The sequence below is a fragment of the Pseudomonas sp. W5-36 genome (assembly GCF_046540455.1).
GTDB classification, from domain to species: Bacteria; Pseudomonadota; Gammaproteobacteria; order Pseudomonadales; family Pseudomonadaceae; genus Aquipseudomonas; species Aquipseudomonas graminis_B.
Window position 1 is genome coordinate 186,697 of sequence record NZ_JAXCIQ010000001.1, and the last position, 17,169, is coordinate 203,865.

The 17,169-nt window shown below is 61.3% G+C and carries 13 protein-coding genes; 9 read left to right on the forward strand and 4 right to left on the reverse strand.

Annotated elements, in window-relative coordinates:
- The first annotated feature begins 48 nt into the window (after positions 1–48).
- Together guaB and guaA are read left to right on the forward strand one after the other, a co-directional pair.
- Positions 49–1,518: an IMP dehydrogenase gene (guaB, locus tag SLW74_RS00820; protein WP_065989989.1), complete on the forward strand. Its 1,470-nt coding sequence runs from the start codon at positions 49–51 to the stop codon at positions 1,516–1,518.
- Between the two features lie 144 nt (positions 1,519–1,662).
- The gene (guaA, locus tag SLW74_RS00825; RefSeq protein ID WP_065989987.1) at positions 1,663–3,240 is read left to right on the forward strand and encodes a glutamine-hydrolyzing GMP synthase; all 1,578 of its coding nucleotides are present in this window, start codon (positions 1,663–1,665) and stop codon (positions 3,238–3,240) included.
- Positions 3,241–3,338: 98 nt separating this feature from the next.
- Here guaA and SLW74_RS00830 read toward each other — a convergent pair whose 3' ends face one another.
- A complete protein-coding gene (locus tag SLW74_RS00830; protein WP_410927857.1) occupies positions 3,339–6,272 on the reverse strand; it encodes a dermonecrotic toxin domain-containing protein in 2,934 nt (977 codons plus the stop codon).
- 171 nt (positions 6,273–6,443) lie between these two features.
- Here SLW74_RS00830 and SLW74_RS00835 point away from each other — a divergent pair, with 171 nt between their 5' ends.
- The gene (locus tag SLW74_RS00835) at positions 6,444–7,817 is read left to right on the forward strand and encodes a multicopper oxidase family protein (protein WP_410927858.1); all 1,374 of its coding nucleotides are present in this window, start codon (positions 6,444–6,446) and stop codon (positions 7,815–7,817) included.
- Complete coding sequence (gene tadA, locus SLW74_RS00840) at positions 7,817–8,299, forward strand: tRNA adenosine(34) deaminase TadA (protein ID WP_065989978.1); 483 nt, start codon at positions 7,817–7,819, stop codon at positions 8,297–8,299. Before SLW74_RS00835 ends, tadA begins: the two co-directional genes overlap by 1 nt.
- Before the next feature lie 33 nt (positions 8,300–8,332).
- Here tadA and mltF read toward each other — a convergent pair whose 3' ends face one another.
- Positions 8,333–9,793 (reverse strand): membrane-bound lytic murein transglycosylase F, encoded by a 1,461-nt coding sequence (mltF, locus tag SLW74_RS00845; RefSeq protein WP_410927859.1) that lies wholly within the window; start codon positions 9,791–9,793, stop codon positions 8,333–8,335.
- A 213-nt stretch (positions 9,794–10,006) separates the two neighbouring features.
- Here mltF and purL point away from each other — a divergent pair, with 213 nt between their 5' ends.
- Positions 10,007–13,906 carry a phosphoribosylformylglycinamidine synthase gene (purL, locus tag SLW74_RS00850; protein ID WP_410927860.1) on the forward strand — a complete coding sequence of 1,300 codons (3,900 nt, stop codon included), beginning with the start codon at positions 10,007–10,009 and terminating at the stop codon, positions 13,904–13,906.
- Between the two features lie 6 nt (positions 13,907–13,912).
- Positions 13,913–14,224, forward strand: a complete 312-nt coding sequence (locus SLW74_RS00855; protein WP_296306139.1) for a YqfO family protein — start codon at positions 13,913–13,915, stop codon at positions 14,222–14,224.
- 53 nt (positions 14,225–14,277) lie between these two features.
- Here the strand turns inward: SLW74_RS00855 and SLW74_RS00860 are convergent, their stop codons facing one another.
- Together SLW74_RS00860 and SLW74_RS00865 are read right to left on the reverse strand one after the other, a co-directional pair.
- Positions 14,278–14,841, reverse strand: a complete 564-nt coding sequence (locus SLW74_RS00860; protein WP_192132287.1) for a murein L,D-transpeptidase family protein — start codon at positions 14,839–14,841, stop codon at positions 14,278–14,280.
- Positions 14,842–14,891: 50 nt separating this feature from the next.
- The gene (locus SLW74_RS00865; protein WP_065989972.1) at positions 14,892–15,443 is read right to left on the reverse strand and encodes an NUDIX hydrolase; all 552 of its coding nucleotides are present in this window, start codon (positions 15,441–15,443) and stop codon (positions 14,892–14,894) included.
- A 153-nt stretch (positions 15,444–15,596) separates the two neighbouring features.
- Here SLW74_RS00865 and SLW74_RS00870 point away from each other — a divergent pair, with 153 nt between their 5' ends.
- The 3 genes from SLW74_RS00870 to SLW74_RS00880 all read left to right on the forward strand — a co-directional run bounded on the left by SLW74_RS00870 (position 15,597) and on the right by SLW74_RS00880 (position 17,073).
- Positions 15,597–16,208 (forward strand): CoA pyrophosphatase, encoded by a 612-nt coding sequence (locus SLW74_RS00870; protein WP_410927861.1) that lies wholly within the window; start codon positions 15,597–15,599, stop codon positions 16,206–16,208.
- 77 nt (positions 16,209–16,285) lie between these two features.
- The gene (locus tag SLW74_RS00875) at positions 16,286–16,810 is read left to right on the forward strand and encodes a gamma carbonic anhydrase family protein (RefSeq protein WP_065989968.1); all 525 of its coding nucleotides are present in this window, start codon (positions 16,286–16,288) and stop codon (positions 16,808–16,810) included.
- Positions 16,810–17,073 (forward strand): DUF1289 domain-containing protein, encoded by a 264-nt coding sequence (locus SLW74_RS00880; RefSeq protein WP_065989966.1) that lies wholly within the window; start codon positions 16,810–16,812, stop codon positions 17,071–17,073. The genes SLW74_RS00875 and SLW74_RS00880 overlap by 1 nt, the downstream gene beginning before the upstream one ends.
- Positions 17,074–17,169: the final 96 nt, after the last annotated feature.

Sequence of the window (17,169 nt, forward strand, 5' to 3'; positions counted from 1 at the left end):
GTCTGGGTACAATGGCGCGCTTCCATTTTCCCGCTCGGGAGCCCAGCGATGCTGCGTATCAGCCAAGAAGCCCTTACATTCGACGACATTCTCCTTGTGCCCGGTTATTCCGAGGTGCTTCCCAACGAAGTCAGTCTTAAAACACGCCTGACCCGTGGCATCGAACTCAACATCCCCCTCGTTTCCGCCGCTATGGACACCGTCACTGAAGCCCGTCTGGCAATCGCCATGGCTCAGGAAGGCGGCATCGGCATCATCCACAAGAACATGACCGTCGAGCAGCAAGCTGCCGAAGTGCGCAAGGTCAAGAAGTTCGAAGCGGGTGTGGTCAAGGATCCGATCACCATCGAGGCTGACGCCACCGTTCGCGATCTGTTCGAACTGACCCGTCAACACAACATCTCCGGCGTTCCGGTCCTGCATGACGGCGAGCTCGTCGGCATCGTGACCTCCCGCGACGTCCGTTTTGAAACCCGCCTTGATGTGCCTGTTCGCGAAGTGATGACGCCGAAAGAGCGTCTGGTCACCGTCCGCGAAGGCGCCGACAAGTACGAAGTGCGCGATCTGCTGCACAAGCACCGTCTGGAAAAAGTCCTGATCGTCGACGACAAGTTCGCGCTCAAGGGCATGATGACCGTCAAGGACATCGAGAAATCCAAAGCCTGGCCGCTGGCGAGCAAAGACGACCAGGGTCGCCTGCGTGTCGGCGCTGCGGTCGGCACCGGTAAAGACACCGGCGAACGTGTCAGCGCACTGGTTGCTGCGGGCGTGGACGTTATCGTTGTCGACACCGCCCACGGCCACTCCAAAGGCGTGATCGACCGCGTTCGCTGGGTGAAACAGAACTTCCCTGACGTGCAGGTCATCGGCGGCAACATCGCCACCGGCGCCGCTGCACTCGCGCTGGTCGAAGCTGGCGCTGACGGCGTCAAGGTCGGCATCGGTCCTGGCTCCATCTGCACCACCCGTATCGTGGCTGGCGTGGGCGTCCCGCAAATCAGCGCCATCGCCAACGTGGCTTCGGCACTGGAAGGCACCGACGTTCCGCTGATCGCCGACGGCGGCATCCGTTTCTCGGGTGACCTGTCCAAGGCCATCGTTGCCGGTGCCTACTGCGTGATGATGGGTTCGATGTTTGCCGGTACTGAAGAAGCACCGGGCGAGATCGAGCTGTTCCAGGGGCGTTCGTACAAGGCCTATCGCGGCATGGGTTCGCTGGGCGCAATGTCCCAGGCTCAAGGCTCGTCGGACCGTTACTTCCAGGACTCGTCCGATGGCGCGGAAAAACTCGTACCGGAAGGTATCGAAGGCCGCGTTGCGTACAAGGGTTCGCTGACTGCCATCGTTCACCAGTTGATGGGCGGCTTGCGCTCTTCGATGGGGTACACCGGCAGCGCCGACATCCACGAAATGCGCACCAAGCCTGAATTCGTACGCATCACCGGTGCCGGCATGGCTGAGTCCCACGTTCACGACGTGCAGATCACCAAGGAAGCGCCGAACTACCGCGTCGGCTGACGCCTCCAGCCACAAGTTGATAGTTACTAGCTACAAGCGATCTGTAGCGGCACCGCCTCTAGGCCTGTCGCTACGGATCTGCGGCCCCCAACACCTTGCAGCTTGAAGCTTGAGGCTTGAAGCTGCTCTATCTAGAGTCCTCTCATGGCCCTCGACATTCACGCCCACCGCATCCTGATCCTGGACTTCGGTTCCCAGTACACCCAGCTGATCGCCCGTCGCGTTCGCGAAATCGGCGTTTACTGCGAACTGCACCCGTTCGACATGTCGGACGAAGCGATCCGCGAATTCGCCCCGAAAGGCATCATCCTCGCCGGCGGCCCCGAGTCCGTCCACGTTGCCGACAGCCCGCGCGCGCCGCAGGCCGTGTTCGACCTGAACGTGCCGATCTTCGGTATCTGCTACGGCATGCAAACCATGGCCGAGCAGCTCGGTGGCCGCGTGGCCGGCTCCGAAATGCGTGAGTTCGGTTACGCCCGCGTCGATATCGTTGGCAAGAGCCGCGTGCTGGATGGCATCGAAGACCACGTCGACGCCGATGGCGTTTTCGGTCTCGACGTGTGGATGAGCCACGGCGACAAAGTCACCGAGATCCCGGAAGGCTTCCACGTACTGGCCAGCACCCCGAGCTGCCCGATCGCCGGCATGGCCGACGACACCCGCGGTTACTACGGCGTGCAGTTCCACCCGGAAGTGACCCACACCAAGCAGGGCGGTCGCATCCTGTCGCGCTTCATCCTCGACATCTGCGGCTGCGAAGCGCTGTGGACCCCGTCGAAAATCGCAGAAGACGCCATCGCCCAGGTTCGCGCCCAGGTCGGCACCGACAACGTACTGCTGGGCTTGTCCGGCGGTGTTGACTCCTCGGTGGTCGCAGCGCTGCTGCACAAAGCCATCGGCGACCAACTGACCTGCGTCTTCGTCGACAACGGCCTGCTGCGTCTGCACGAAGGTGAGCAAGTCATGGCCATGTTCGCCGAGAACATGGGCGTCAAGGTGATCCGCGCCAATGCCGAGGACCAGTTCCTCAACAACCTGGCTGGCGAAAGCGATCCAGAGAAGAAGCGCAAGATCATCGGGCGCACCTTCATCGACGTCTTCGACGCCGAGTCGACCAAGCTCGACAACATCAAGTTCCTGGCCCAGGGCACCATCTACCCTGACGTGATCGAGTCCGCTGGCGCCAAAAGCGGCAAGGCCCACGTCATCAAGTCGCACCACAACGTGGGCGGCCTGCCGGAAGAGATGAACCTGAAACTGGTCGAGCCGCTGCGCGAACTGTTCAAGGACGAAGTCCGTCGTCTGGGCCTGGAACTGGGCCTGCCGTACGACATGGTCTACCGCCACCCATTCCCGGGCCCGGGCCTGGGCGTGCGCATCCTCGGTGAAGTGAAGAAGGAATACGCCGACTTGCTGCGTCGCGCCGACCACATCTTCATCGAAGAACTGCGCAAAGCCGACTGGTACCACAAAGTCAGCCAGGCCTTCGTCGTATTCCAGCCGGTGAAATCGGTTGGCGTGGTCGGCGACGGCCGTCGTTACGCCTGGGTCGTCGCCCTGCGTGCCGTGGAAACCATCGACTTCATGACCGCACGTTGGGCACACCTGCCTTACGAACTGCTGGAAACGGTCAGTGGCCGAATCATCAATGAGATCGAAGGCATTTCGCGCGTGACGTACGACGTGTCGAGCAAGCCGCCTGCGACGATTGAGTGGGAATGATCAACTTCTGATCTGAACTCGTTATAACGTCGTAGCCTAAAGGCCGGGGGCCATCAACGCAGCCCCCGGCTTTTTTGCATTCAAAGCTTCACAAAGTCTCAACGCACCAACGTCATCCCCATCAGCTCCAGCGCCGTCGTCAGATCCGCCAACGTCTCAAACCGACGTCCGCTCACCCGCTGCCATTTCGGCCGATCGATATAGATGCGCTTGCCCTCTCGTTTGATCTCGGTACGAACCGCAATGCCTTCGTTGCTGCGGTGGACGATGGCGAGGTGACCACCACTGTCATCGAGGGTGAACATGCCCGCTCGGAGCAGTTTGTTCTCCAGGCTGAGCTCAATCCGGGGCGGGGCGACGAGCACTTGCAGACGCAGATCACTCTGTACGCGTCCCGCACGACGGCCCACCGTATCGGTCATTTCAACGCCGGGGTCTGGCGTTATTCCAGCCGATTCAGCCACACGAACGTCTTCAATGCGCAGCCCTACCGCGCCTTCCAGTTCCGCGAGACCGGGGACGCCCTGATACGTATTGGCGTGGGAATTACCCACCAGTGCTACCCAGTGGCCGCCGCTTCTCGCCCCTTGGTCTGCGTCGATCACGCCCTTGGCGTAGTAATTCATCACCTTCTGCCGCAGCCCTTGCTCCGCGCCGTCCATGCCGTCGACGCGGTAACTCGCCATGCAGTCGATGGCGCGGATGCGCACGCGGTTTTCTTGCGCGGCTTTGAAAACGGCCATGAAGGTGTATTTGCCGTTTGGATCAGTTCGATGGCCTTTGTCCAGCGCCTTGATGTAGTCCTCAAGCTGAGGCGACAGAGTGCCCGTTCTCGAAAACGTATCGAGATCCACCTGATGAAAGTCGGTGAGCACGTGCTCCATGTACAGGGTTTTCACCTTGAGCTTGGTGAGCAGCGGCATCTGTTCGATCAGAAACTGTTTGCTGCCGATCCCTGCATGGCTCTCGCCGATGACCAGGCCCGATGAACGTTTGAATACGATCTTGAGCGCACGTTTGAGCGGCGCGTTGGCACTCAGCTCTGGCATGTCTGGACGCTTTGGCAGTTCGAGCGTGTTGAAGAAGGCGTTGGCGTCATCGCGCAGATTGCGACGGATGCGCTTGAAGTCGTCATAGGGATCAGGTTTGTCAAAATCGGGGCTGTGATAGCGATCGTCGACAAAGCGGCCGCCATATTGCGCGCCATCCATGACTTCAGTCCTCAGCGCCGCTGGCACTTCGTATGGGCTGGGGAGGGTGGTCGTCTGGGGAGAAACGCCGACCCCACGACCGGGCCCCATCTTGCCGAGCACCTTCCCGCCGCCTGACAGGTGCAAGGGAGTGACGGGCTCCCAGGTGCCGGCAGCGTTAAGGCGCACAGGCATGTTTCGGTAAAAGGAGTAGGGGTTTGCAGGGTCGATGATGGCCCAGCATTTCAGCTCGTTGATGTAGCGAACGGCGTAGGCGAAGCCATCGATCTCGATGAAGGTTTCGCCCTGATCGGTCAGGTAGATGCCCTTCATGCGACCTTCTTCACGCACGGGTTCGAAGGCATCCAGCAGCATGTTGGTCTCGAAGTAGGCCAACGCATCGTCGCGCTCAAAGGGGTAAACGGATTCTGGTTCCACGCCCGGCGTCTGAACTAACTCATCGGTGGGCTCATCGACTTCCGGTGCCAGCTCTCCCTCGGGTTCAGGCTGCAGCAACTCGCCTTCCGGCATCGCCTCCCCGCCGATAAGAAAGGTGCTGTTGAACAAGACGTCGATGCTGGCGGTCACAGCGCCGATGACCCCTGCCTTGCGTTGCGCCGTGCTTGCCCCGTTCACGGCCTGATCAATGTTGAGGCCCATGTCGGCGATGCCGGCACCCACGGCTGCCAGCGCAATCGGCCAGTCAATCGCCGCCAGCGCACCGGAAAGCTGGGAGAACGACCGCAGATAGCCGATCCACATCTGTTTGCGCAGGTCGCCGTTGGAATGCAGCGCCAGGTCTGCGTCGGCAAACATCCGAGCTCGGATCGCGTCGCGCAAATGGCTGAACGGGTCTCCCGACACGGGCCGACTGTGTTGATTGATCAGACCGGGATGAGCGGATCCCCATGAGGTGTAGAGCACATCCAGGCCATGGAACAGCCCGATGTTGTTGTCAGCCGCTCCGTGTGCCGACAACGGGAAATGGCCCATGAAACGCGCGCGGCGTTCTGGGCGGTTGTTCTGCGACAGCAGCCACCCATGCAGCTCTTCGGGCGTGGCGAAGGCATGAAAGGCCTGCACTTCGCCGGGGGTGTAGAGAATTTGCCGGCCTTCTGCGGTCACGATGCGCAAGACGTCGCTGGCTTCGTAGCCGATCACGTCGAAGGTCCAGACTTTCGCGTCAGCGCTGGCCGGCGCACTAGCCTGCAGGGTTTGCAGGCTCGGCGACTCGGACGGTTCAACGTTAGCCGCACGCAAGACGCTTTGCAGATCTTCTTCACTGAGCCAGCCGGCCTGTTGGTCTTCGAAGGCGCTGGCAATGAAGTTGGCTTTGGCCATGGTGCGAAAATTGTCGGCGAAGTCGCGCCAGAACGCCTTCAGCTTTTCCTGATAGCGCGATTTGAAGTCCACGGACCAAAACTCAGTCATGACCTGGGCGGGCAACACCCTGACCTCGTTTCGTTCATCGAACGCTTCTGCATCGGGGCCTGCGGTGTAGAACCCGCTAAGCATCTGCAGGGTGTCGGCGTTGTCCTGATCGTGGGGGTTGAAGCGGTGCATGACCAGTTGCGGGAGGGTCATCGATTGATAGGGTGCGTCGCGGTGCTCCCAGCCATTGAATGACCGCGGACTGCTGACTGCCGTGTGGAAGCGGTGCCAGTAAACGGTATCAGGCTCGATGTCGTGACCGGTCTGGCGCAGGAGGACTTCTCGGGCGATGCTGCGGGCCATTTCGCGCATGTCCGGGCAGGCCTCGACCATGCGCTCACTCATGTTGATGAGGGCGTTTCGGTCCTGGCTCAGGGATGCAGCGGGCGGGTGAGCGGGTGCAACGGTCATATTCGTCTTCCTTGATGAATGGGAAGACAAGCTTGGCGTGATTGCTGATTCATTTGGCACTAAATATGTATTGCGTACGCCGTCGCCTTAAATTTCTGTAAGGGCAGGTGTATCGTGTCCGCCCCTCGCATCGTTCACGGATGCGACCCGTCGTTTGAGGTTTTTTCGTTCATGTCTTTTACCCGTCGACAGATACTCGGAGGTCTGGCCGGTCTTGCGGTTGTCGGGCTTGGCGCGGGCGGCGCCTCAAGGTATTGGCTGGGCAAACGCGGGCCGGGAGAAGGGCACGATTATGAACTGATCGCCGCGCCGCTGGACGTTGAACTGGTGGCCGGGCACCAGACGCCCGCCTGGGCATTCGGCGGGTCGGCTCCGGGCACTGAATTGCGCGTCAGGCAGGGCGAGTGGCTACGGGTGCGCTTCATCAATCATCTGCCCGTGGAAACCACGATTCATTGGCACGGCATTCGGCTCCCGCTGGAGATGGACGGCGTGCCTTACGTCTCGCAATTGCCGGTCAAGCCGGGCGAGTACTTCGACTATAAATTCCGAGTGCCGGACGCCGGCAGCTATTGGTATCACCCCCATGTTAGCAGCAGTGAGGAGCTGGGCCGCGGGCTGGTGGGGCCGCTGATCGTCGAGGAGCGCGAGCCGACCGGATTTGCCCACGAACGCGTCGTCAGCCTCAAGAGCTGGCACGTGGACGAAGAGGGCGCTTTCACTGATTTCAGCGTCATTCGCGAGGCTGCCCGCGAGGGCACGGCCGGGCGATTGTCGACGATCAATGGCGTGCCACAGGGCGTCGTCGAGCTGCCTGCCGGGCAAATCACCCGGGTGCGCATTCTCAATCTCGACAACACGGTGACCTATCGCCTGAATCTGCCAGGCGCCGAGGCGATGATTTACGCCCTGGACGGCAACCCGGTCAAACCGCGCCCCCTGGGCAAGGATTACTGGCTGGGGCCGGGCATGCGCATCTGTCTGGCGATCAAAGCGCCAGCGGTCGGTGAAGAGATTTCCCTGCGCAACGGCCCGGTGCGGCTGGGCACCTTCCGTTCGGTCGCCAGCACCGATACGCCGGGCGAGTGGCCCCCTGAGCTGCCGGCGAATCCGGTCGCCGAGCCCGATCTGGCCAACGCCGAGAAGCTCAATTTCAACTTCGAGTGGGTCGGGTCGGTGTCGGTGAATGTCGACAACGGTAAACCGCCGAGCTTGTGGCAGATCAATGGCCAAGCGTGGGACATCACCGACAAGACCTGCGCGGACCGGCCGATCGCCAAGCTCGAACAAGGCAAGAGTTACATCTTCGAGCTGAAGAACATGACGCAGTATCAGCATCCCATTCACTTGCACGGCATGAGCTTCAAGGTCATCGCTTCCAATCGCAAGAAGGTGGTTCCGTATTTCACGGACACCTATCTGCTGGGGCGCAACGAGCGCGCGCGCGTCGCGTTGGTGGCGGATAATCCCGGCGTCTGGATGTTTCACTGCCATGTGATCGATCACATGGAAACCGGTCTCATGGCCGCTATCGAGGTCTCCTGATGCGTCAGCCGCCCATCATCGATCGCAGTCGCGATCAGCATTTCATGCGCGAAGCCCTGGCGCTGGCGGCGGAGGGTGCGTTGCTGGGCGAGGTGCCGGTTGGCGCGGTGGTGGTGCAGAACGGCGAAATCGTTGGCCGCGGTTTCAACTGCCCCATCAGCGGCAGCGATCCCAGTGCCCACGCCGAGATGGTCGCCATTCGCGCGGCGGCGCAGTCACTCAGCAATTATCGCCTGCCCGGCAGCACGCTGTACGTGACGCTGGAACCCTGCAGCATGTGCGCGGGGTTGATCGTTCATTCGCGCATCAGCCGCGTGGTGTATGGCGCGACCGAGCCCAAAGCGGGGGTGGTGCAGAGTCAGGGGCAGTTCTTCATGCAGCCGTTTCTCAATCATCGCGTTCTGTTCGAAGGCGGGGTGCTGGGGGAGGAATGCGGGACGATGCTGAGCGAGTTTTTCAGGATGAGGCGGGCGAAGGGTTAGTTCAGTGCGACGGCGAGCGGATTCTGGCGCTGACTAAAGCGGCGCTTTCTCTTCCGACGGCTTGGTCTTGTCGACCCCAGGCACATGCAACGAGCCTTCCGCCACCTGGCCGCCTTCCATCTGCGGCTGCGTCACCCACGTCAGGATGTCGTAGTAACGGCGGATGTTGGCGACGAAACTGACCGGTTCGCCGCCACGGGCGTAGCCGTAGCGGGTCTTGCTGTACCACTTCTTCTGCGACAGACGCGGCAGCATCTTCTTCACGTCCAGCCACTTGTTCGGGTTCAGGCCTTCGCTTTCGGCCAGCTTGCGCGCGTCATCCAGGTGGCCGCTGCCGATGTTGTAGGACGCCAGCGCCAGCCAGGTGCGATCCGGCTCCTGAATCGAGTCGTCGAGCTGTTCTTTGACGTAGGCGAAATACTTGGCGCCGCCCTGAATACTCTGTTTGGCGTCGAGCCGATTGGACACACCCATGGCCTGGGCCGTGCTCTGGGTGAGCATCATCAAGCCGCGCACGCCGGTCTTCGACGTCACGCCCGGCTGCCACAACGATTCCTGATAACCGATCGCCGCGAGCAGGCGCCAGTCCACCTGTTCTGCTTTGGCGGCGGTCTGGAAGTGCTTCTCGTACTTGGGCAGGCGCTCCTGCAAATGCTGGGCGAAGGTGTAGGCGCCGACATAACCGAGGACGTCGACATGCCCGTAGTAGCGGTCTTTGAGCCGCTGCAGCATGCCGTTCTTCTGCATCTTGTCGAGATAGGCGTTGATCTCGTTGAGCAGGCTGTTGTCATCCCCCAGCGCCACGGCCCAACGCTGATCGCGGCCATCGCCGAGGTCGAAGCCGACGCGCACGTTGGGGAAATACACCTGGTTCATCGCCAGTTCGTTGGAATCCACCAGGGTCAGGTCGATCTGACCCTCGTCCACCATCCGCAGCAGGTCGACGACTTCGACCTGATCGGATTCTTCGTAGTTGATGCCGGGGTACTTGACCTTCAGCGCCGCCAGTTGCTCGGCGTGGCTGCTGCCTTTAAGCACGAGGATGCGCTTGCCGACCAGATCGCCCGGATCGGTGGGGCGCGACTGGCCGTTGCGGTAAATGACCTGCGGGGTGACTTCAAGATAGGAGTGGGAAAAACGCACCTGCTTCGCGCGGTTTTCGCTGCTCACCAGGCCCGCTGCCGCCAGCACCGGCCCGCCGGGTTTGCCCATCTGATCGAACAGGTCGTCGAGGTTGTCGGCGGCTTCGATTTTCAGTTCAACGCCCAGATCGTCGGCGAAACGCTTCACCAGTTCGTACTCGAAACCGGTTTCACCGTTGCGGTCCTGAAAATAGGTCGCCGGGCTGTTGCGGGTGACGACGCGCAGAACGCCATCCTCCTTGACTCGTTCCAGCGTGTTGGGTTTCTCCACACACGCGCCGAGCAGCAGGAAGATTCCGGTTGCGATGAGCCACTTGGCACAGCGTGGGCGGAAATCTGATAGGGAAAACATCGGTGCAGTATACGCAAAGGAGCCATACCGCCATATCTCGACAGCGCGGGTCCCGTCTGATAGAGCCGAGGAATTTTTACCTTCCGGCGCAGGCAAGCGCCCGGAGCCGACATTCGGGTGCATCCCATGCCGTGGTTTCGGGTGCCGACGCAGACTGATTAGGCTAGAATGCACGGCCTCAAAGCACACCCCCTTCCCGAGGCTGTCCCGACGATGTTGATCCTGCGTGGTGCTCCCGCCCTTTCCGCCTTCCGCCACAAGAAATTACTTGCGCAGCTGAACGATAAAGTTCCGGCTGTCAGTGGCCTGTACGCTGAATTCGCCCACTTCGCTGAGGTCAATGGCGTCCTGACCGAAGACGAGCAGCAAGTCCTTGCCCGCCTGCTGAAATACGGTCCGAGCGTGCCGGTTCAGGAGCCGGCGGGCCGCTTGTTCCTGGTACTCCCGCGTTTCGGCACCATTTCGCCATGGTCGAGCAAGGCCACCGACATCGCGCGCAATTGCAGCCTGACCAAGATCCAGCGCCTTGAGCGCGGCATCGCGTTTTATGTAGAAGGCCAGTTCAGCGACGCTGATGCGCAACTGATCGCCGACACGCTGCACGACCGCATGACCCAGATCGTACTGGGCGCGCTGGAAGAGGCCGCCAGCCTGTTCAGCCACGCCGAGCCCAAGCCGCTGATCGCCATCGACGTGCTGGGCGGCGGCCGTGCGGCGCTGGAAAAAGCCAACGTTGAACTGGGTCTGGCCCTGGCCGAAGACGAAATCGACTACCTGGTGAACGCGTTCACCGGCCTCAAGCGCAACCCACACGACATCGAGCTGATGATGTTCGCGCAGGCCAACTCCGAGCACTGCCGTCACAAGATCTTCAACGCCAGTTGGGACATCGACGGCCAGAGCCAGGACAAAAGCCTGTTCGGCATGATCAAGAATACCTACCAAATGCACAACGAAGGCGTGCTGTCCGCTTACAAGGACAACGCCTCGGTGATCGTCGGCAGCGTGGCCGGTCGCTTCTTCCCGAATCCTGAAAGCCGCGAGTACGGTGCGGTTCAGGAGCCGGTGCACATTTTGATGAAGGTCGAAACCCACAACCACCCGACGGCAATTGCCCCGTTCCCTGGCGCAGCCACCGGTTCCGGCGGCGAGATTCGTGACGAGGGCGCGACCGGACGTGGCGCCAAGCCGAAAGCCGGCCTGACCGGTTTCACGGTGTCCAACCTGAACATTCCGGGTTTCGAGCAGCCCTGGGAAAAGCCGTACGGCAAACCCGAGCGCATCGTGACACCACTGGACATCATGATCGAAGGCCCGCTGGGTGGCGCGGCGTTCAACAATGAGTTCGGTCGCCCGGCGCTGACCGGTTATTTCCGTACCTTCGAGCAGTCGATCAGCACGCCACATGGCGACGAAGTTCGCGGCTACCACAAGCCGATCATGCTCGCAGGCGGCATGGGCAACATCCGCGAAGAGCACGTGCAGAAAGCCGAAATCACCGTTGGCGCCAAGCTGATCGTGCTCGGCGGCCCCGCGATGTTGATTGGTCTGGGTGGCGGCGCGGCTTCATCCATGGCCACCGGCACCAGCTCGGCTGACCTGGATTTCGCCTCGGTGCAGCGTGAAAACCCGGAAATGGAACGCCGTTGCCAAGAGGTCATCGACCGCTGCTGGCAGCTGGGTGAAGCCAATCCGATCGCGTTCATCCATGACGTCGGCGCGGGTGGTCTGTCCAACGCCTTCCCTGAACTGGTCAACGACGGCGGTCGCGGCGGCCGCTTCGAACTGCGCAACGTGCCAAACGACGAGCCAGGCATGGCCCCGCTGGAAATCTGGAGCAACGAGTCCCAGGAGCGTTACGTTCTGGCGGTCAGCGCTCCTGACTTCGAACGCTTCAAAGCCATCTGCGAACGTGAGCGTTGCCCGTTCGCGGTGGTCGGTGAGGCCACTGAAGAGCCGCAACTGACCGTCACTGACAGCCATTTCGGCAACAACCCTGTCGACATGCCGCTGGAAGTGCTGCTGGGCAAAGCCCCGCGCATGCACCGTTCGGCCGAGCGTGAGACAGAGCTGGGTGACGACTTCGACCCGAGCGCGCTCGACATCGAAGAAAGCGTGCAGCGCGTGCTGCATCACCCGGCCGTGGCAAGCAAGAGCTTCCTTATTACCATTGGCGACCGCAGCATCACCGGTATGGTCAATCGCGACCAGATGGTCGGCCCGTGGCAAGTGCCGGTGGCGGACGTCGCCGTCACCGCAACCAGCTTTGACGTGTACACCGGCGAAGCCATGGCGATGGGCGAGCGCACGCCGCTGGCCTTGCTGGATGCCCCGGCTTCCGGCCGCATGGCGATTGGCGAGACCCTGACCAACATCGCAGCGTCGAGCATCGGCAAGCTTTCCGACATCAAGCTGTCCGCCAACTGGATGTCCGCTGCCGGTCACCCGGGTGAAGACGCGCGTCTGTACGACACCGTGAAAGCCGTCGGCATGGAGCTGTGCCCCGAGCTGGGCATTACCATCCCAGTGGGCAAGGACTCGATGTCCATGAAGACCCGCTGGAGCGAAGAGGGCACCGAAAAAACCGTGACCTCGCCGCTGTCGCTGATCGTCACCGGTTTCGCCCCGGTCACCGACATCCGCAAGACCCTGACCCCGCAATTGCGCATGGACAAGGGCCTGACCGATCTGATCCTGATCGACCTCGGTCGTGGTCAGAACCGCATGGGCGCATCGATCCTCGCCCAGACCCACGGCAAGCTCGGCAGCGTTGCGCCGGACGTCGATGACGCTGAAGACCTGAAAGCCTTCTTTGCCGTCATCCAGGGCCTCAACGCCGACGACCACCTGCTGGCCTATCACGACCGTTCCGACGGTGGCTTGATGGCGACCGTGCTGGAAATGGCGTTCGCTGGGCACTGTGGCCTGAACCTCGAACTCGACACGCTGACCGGCACCCGCGAAAAAGTTGCGGCCATTCTGTTCAACGAAGAGCTGGGTGCAGTGATCCAGGTTCGCCAGGACGCCACGCCGCTGGTGCTCGCGCAGTTCAGCGCTGCCGGCCTGGGCGAGGATTGCGTCGCCGTGATCGGTAAGCCGATCAACAACAGCGATGTGATCATCAGCCTGAGCGGCGACACCGTGTTCAAAGGCGATCGCCGCCTGCTGCAGCGTCAGTGGAGCGAGACCAGCTATCAGATCCAGCGCCTGCGCGATAATGCCGATTGCGCCGATCAGGAATTCGACGCGCTGCTGGAAGAAGACAATCCAGGCCTGAGCGTGAAGCTGGGCTATGACGTCAACGACGACATCGCTGCGCCTTACATCAAGAAGGGCGTTCGCCCACAAGTGGCAGTGCTGCGTGAGCAGGGCGTCAACGGTCAGGTTGAAATGGCGGCTGCGTTCGATCGCGCCGGTTTCGCCTCGGTTGACGTGCACATGAGCGACATCCTCGCCGGTCGCGTCGACCTCAACGACTTCAAAGGTCTGGTGGCGTGCGGTGGTTTCTCCTACGGCGACGTGTTGGGTGCCGGCGAAGGCTGGGCCAAGTCCGCGCTGTTCAACAGCCGTGCACGGGATGCGTTCCAGGGCTTCTTCGCCCGCACCGACAGCTTCGCGCTGGGCGTTTGCAACGGTTGCCAGATGATGTCCAACCTCAGCGAGCTGATCCCGGGCAGCGAATTCTGGCCGCACTTCGTGCGCAACCGCTCGGAGCAGTTCGAAGCGCGCGTGGCGATGGTCGAAATCCAGAAGTCGGCGTCGATCTTCCTGCAAGGCATGGCCGGCTCTCACATGCCGATCGCCATCGCCCACGGTGAAGGTCACGCCGAGTTCAAGACCCCTGAGTCGCTGATCGAAACCGATCTGTCCGGCACCGTTGCCGTGCGTTTCGTCGACAATCACGGCAAGGTCACTGAAACCTATCCAGCCAACCCGAACGGTTCGCCCCGCGGTATCGCGGGTCTCACCACCCTCGACGGTCGCGTCACCATCATGATGCCGCACCCTGAGCGGGTGTTCCGCGCCGTGACCAACTCGTGGCGACCGGATGAATGGGCTGAAGACGGCGCGTGGATGCGCATGTTCCGCAACGCCCGCGTATGGGTTGACTGATCGCTGATGTACAAGCTGGCCTTCTTTGTGCCGCAGAGCCATGTGGAACAGGTCAAAAACGCGTTGTTCGCCGCCGGTGCGGGGCGAATCGGCGCGTATGACCGCTGCTCATGGCAAGTGCTTGGCCACGGCCAGTTTCGCCCGCTGGATGGCAGTCAGCCATTCATCGGGCAAGCCGGCGAGGTCGAGCAGGTTCAGGAATGGAAGGTCGAGCTTGTCGTGTCAGATGAGCTGATCAGGCAGGCGGTTGCTGCGCTGAAGGACAGCCATCCCTACGAAGTACCGGCTTATGACGTGTGGAAGCTGGAAGATATCTAGCTTCCCTGCAGCATGGCTCGAGATTGAAGCAATCCGCATCACCCCGCAGAATCTTACGGCCGAATTTCTATCATCGTGCCGTCTTTCACCAGATCCCACACCTCACGAATATCGCTGTTGCGCATGGCGATGCAGCCGTTCGTCCAGTCCAGCGTGTGGAAATACCACTCCGGGTAATCGTCGTTGATCGGCGTGCCATGAATCATGATCATGCTGCCGGGTTTAACGCCTTCGCGGCGGGCGCGTGCGGCATCGGAAATGTTGGGGTAGGAAATGTGCATCGACAGGTTGTAGGCGTCGCTAGTCTTGCGCCAGTCGAGCCAGTAGAAACCCTCCGGTGTGCGCTGGTCTCCCTCTTGCAGCTTCGGTCCGGTGGGCGCTTTGCCCAGTGAGATCCGGTACGTCTTCAGCGCCTCGCCACGGCTGATCAGCTGCAATTGATGCGCGGATTTGAGCACCAGCACTTTATCGACAGTCCGGTCCGCGATGTTCTGAGTGTCGACGACCTTTCCGCCAACGAACTTCTGTTCGCTGCCTTTGGGCACGATGGTCTGGGTGAACGCAGCCTGGGACAGCGGCACAACCGACAGGCATAAAACGGCAAGCAACCAACGCATGAAAAGGGTATCCCTGAAGACTGCGCGGCAATCGCGCATCATCGTTTCGATCAAGTGGTCTTGAGCGGCGGTGTGACAGACAGACAATCGGTGCGTACCTGGAAATCTTGATGCCGCCTGTCGCGGAAAAAACACTCCAGGGTACGCCTGACCGTATTGAACGCCAGCTCAGACCACGGAATATCCGCTTCGTCGAAGAGCTTCACTTCAAGGCTTTCGATACCGGCCGCGAACTCCGGTTTGACCAGATTCGAGCGGTAGAAGATATGCACCTGATTGATGTGCGGCACATCGATCATCGAGTACAACTGCAGGTCCTCGACCTCCGCGCAGGCTTCTTCCAGCGTTTCGCGGCGGGCCGCCTGCTCGACGCTTTCGCCGTTTTCCATGAACCCGGCGGGCAGCGTCCAGTAGCCCAGTCGCGGCTCGATGGCCCGACGGCACAGCAAGACCTTGTCGCCCCACACCGGCACGACGCCGGCCACGATGTTGGGGTTCTGGTAGTGAATGGTGTCGCAATGTTCACACACGTAACGCGGGCGGCTGTCGCCCTCGGGAATACGCTGGATGACCTGTTCGCCGCAGTTGCTGCAGAATTTCATGATCGAATCGGGTTCCTGTTGGCAGCGGCTATCTTGAGCCGTAGCGCGGGTGGACGGCAAGAGGCGTCTTGCACGCGCGGGTTGTCCTACAAGACTTGGGCGCATCGTCGCTTTGGTGCATGATGCCGGGCAGGCAACCGATCGAGAATTCCCATGCTGGATGAGCTACTTCACCGTATGAGCAGCCACACGCCGGTGATACTGAAAACGGACGCGCGCTTTCCCGAGGCCGCCGTGCTTCTCCCCATTACCCGCAATGCAGAGCCCGAACTGGTGCTGACCCTGCGCGCCAGCGGCCTGTCGACCCACGGCGGCGAAGTGGCCTTCCCGGGCGGACGGCGTGACCCGGAGGATCCGGACCTCATCTTCACGGCGCTGCGCGAAGCCCAGGAGGAGATCGGTTTGCCACCGGGTCTCGTTGAAGTCATCGGCCCGCTGAGTCCGTTGATCTCCAAGCACGGCATAAGAGTGACGCCCTACGTCGGCATCATTCCGGATTTCGTCGAGTACACACCCAATGATGGCGAAATCGCAGCCGTCTTCAGCGTGCCGCTGGACTTCTTCCGTCAGGATGCCCGCGAACACACCCACCGCATCGACTATCAAGGGCGCAGCTGGTACGTGCCGAGTTACCGCTTCGGCGAGTACAAGATCTGGGGCCTGACCGCGATCATGATCGTCGAGTTGATGAACCTGTTGTTCGACAGCGCCATCGACCTCAACGAGCCGCCAAAGCGATCCATCATCCACACGCTGAAATCCTGACTCGCGGCCGCCGCGCCTTGCATCAGGAATGAGCCATGAGGGCCGAGCCGTGAGGAATACGTCATGAGGAATACGCCATGAAATACCGCTTGGGCGATGCCCGCGTCGATGCGCACGCCAGCAGCTGGATCGCGCCGACAGCCACCGTCATCGGCAACGTGCGTTTGCAGGCCAACGCCAGCGTCTGGTTCGGCGCGGTGTTGCGTGGCGACAACGAGCTCATCGACATCGGCGAGAACAGCAACGTGCAGGACGGCACCGTGATGCACACCGACATGGGCTCGCCGCTGACCATCGGACGGAACGTGACCATCGGCCACAACGCGATGCTGCACGGTTGCAGCGTGGGTGACAGCACGCTGATCGGCATCAACGCGGTCATTCTCAATGGCGCGAAGATTGGCAAGCATTGCATCATCGGCGCGAACTCGTTGATCGGCGAAGGCAAAGTCATTCCTGACGGTTCGCTGGTCATGGGCTCGCCCGGCAAAATCGTCCGCGAGCTGACTGACGCACAGAAGCAGATGCTCGACGCCAGCGCCGCCCATTACGTCCACAACGCTCACCGCTACGCGCGTGACCTGGCCCCGCAGGAAGATTGATGTCCAGCGCCATACCCCCGATCCATGAAGCAACCGTTCATGACAAGCCGATTCATGAAAAGCCCGTCCGCTCGCCCTGCGTGAGCATTTGTGCCCTGGACGACGCCGACATCTGCACCGGTTGCCAGCGCACCGTGGCCGAGATCACCGGCTGGAGCCGCATGGACAACCAGGCACGTCGCGCGGTGTTGATCGCCTGCGAGGAGCGGGCGAGAGCCAGCGGGATGATGTTTCTACTGGGTGGCAACAACCCTCAAGGTTGAATCAACCCTGCGCCGCTGCATCCCATTCCCCGGCCTTCATGTTAAATTGCGCGCCTTTCTACCTGCGGTTGCTTGCACACGGCGAGCGACCTTCGA

What these genes read in the sequence shown, in the direction of transcription:
- guaB (WP_065989989.1), top strand. Translation starts at nt 49, where the DNA reads ATGCTGCGTATCAGCCAAGAAGCCCTTACATTCGACGACATTCTCCTT.
- guaA (WP_065989987.1), top strand. Translation starts at nt 1,663, where the DNA reads ATGGCCCTCGACATTCACGCCCACCGCATCCTGATCCTGGACTTCGGT.
- SLW74_RS00830 (WP_410927857.1), bottom strand. Translation starts at nt 6,272, where the DNA reads ATGACCGTTGCACCCGCTCACCCGCCCGCTGCATCCCTGAGCCAGGAC.
- SLW74_RS00835 (WP_410927858.1), top strand. Translation starts at nt 6,444, where the DNA reads ATGTCTTTTACCCGTCGACAGATACTCGGAGGTCTGGCCGGTCTTGCG.
- tadA (WP_065989978.1), top strand. Translation starts at nt 7,817, where the DNA reads ATGCGTCAGCCGCCCATCATCGATCGCAGTCGCGATCAGCATTTCATG.
- mltF (WP_410927859.1), bottom strand. Translation starts at nt 9,793, where the DNA reads ATGTTTTCCCTATCAGATTTCCGCCCACGCTGTGCCAAGTGGCTCATC.
- purL (WP_410927860.1), top strand. Translation starts at nt 10,007, where the DNA reads ATGTTGATCCTGCGTGGTGCTCCCGCCCTTTCCGCCTTCCGCCACAAG.
- SLW74_RS00855 (WP_296306139.1), top strand. Translation starts at nt 13,913, where the DNA reads ATGTACAAGCTGGCCTTCTTTGTGCCGCAGAGCCATGTGGAACAGGTC.
- SLW74_RS00860 (WP_192132287.1), bottom strand. Translation starts at nt 14,841, where the DNA reads ATGCGTTGGTTGCTTGCCGTTTTATGCCTGTCGGTTGTGCCGCTGTCC.
- SLW74_RS00865 (WP_065989972.1), bottom strand. Translation starts at nt 15,443, where the DNA reads ATGAAATTCTGCAGCAACTGCGGCGAACAGGTCATCCAGCGTATTCCC.
- SLW74_RS00870 (WP_410927861.1), top strand. Translation starts at nt 15,597, where the DNA reads ATGCTGGATGAGCTACTTCACCGTATGAGCAGCCACACGCCGGTGATA.
- SLW74_RS00875 (WP_065989968.1), top strand. Translation starts at nt 16,286, where the DNA reads ATGAAATACCGCTTGGGCGATGCCCGCGTCGATGCGCACGCCAGCAGC.
- SLW74_RS00880 (WP_065989966.1), top strand. Translation starts at nt 16,810, where the DNA reads ATGTCCAGCGCCATACCCCCGATCCATGAAGCAACCGTTCATGACAAG.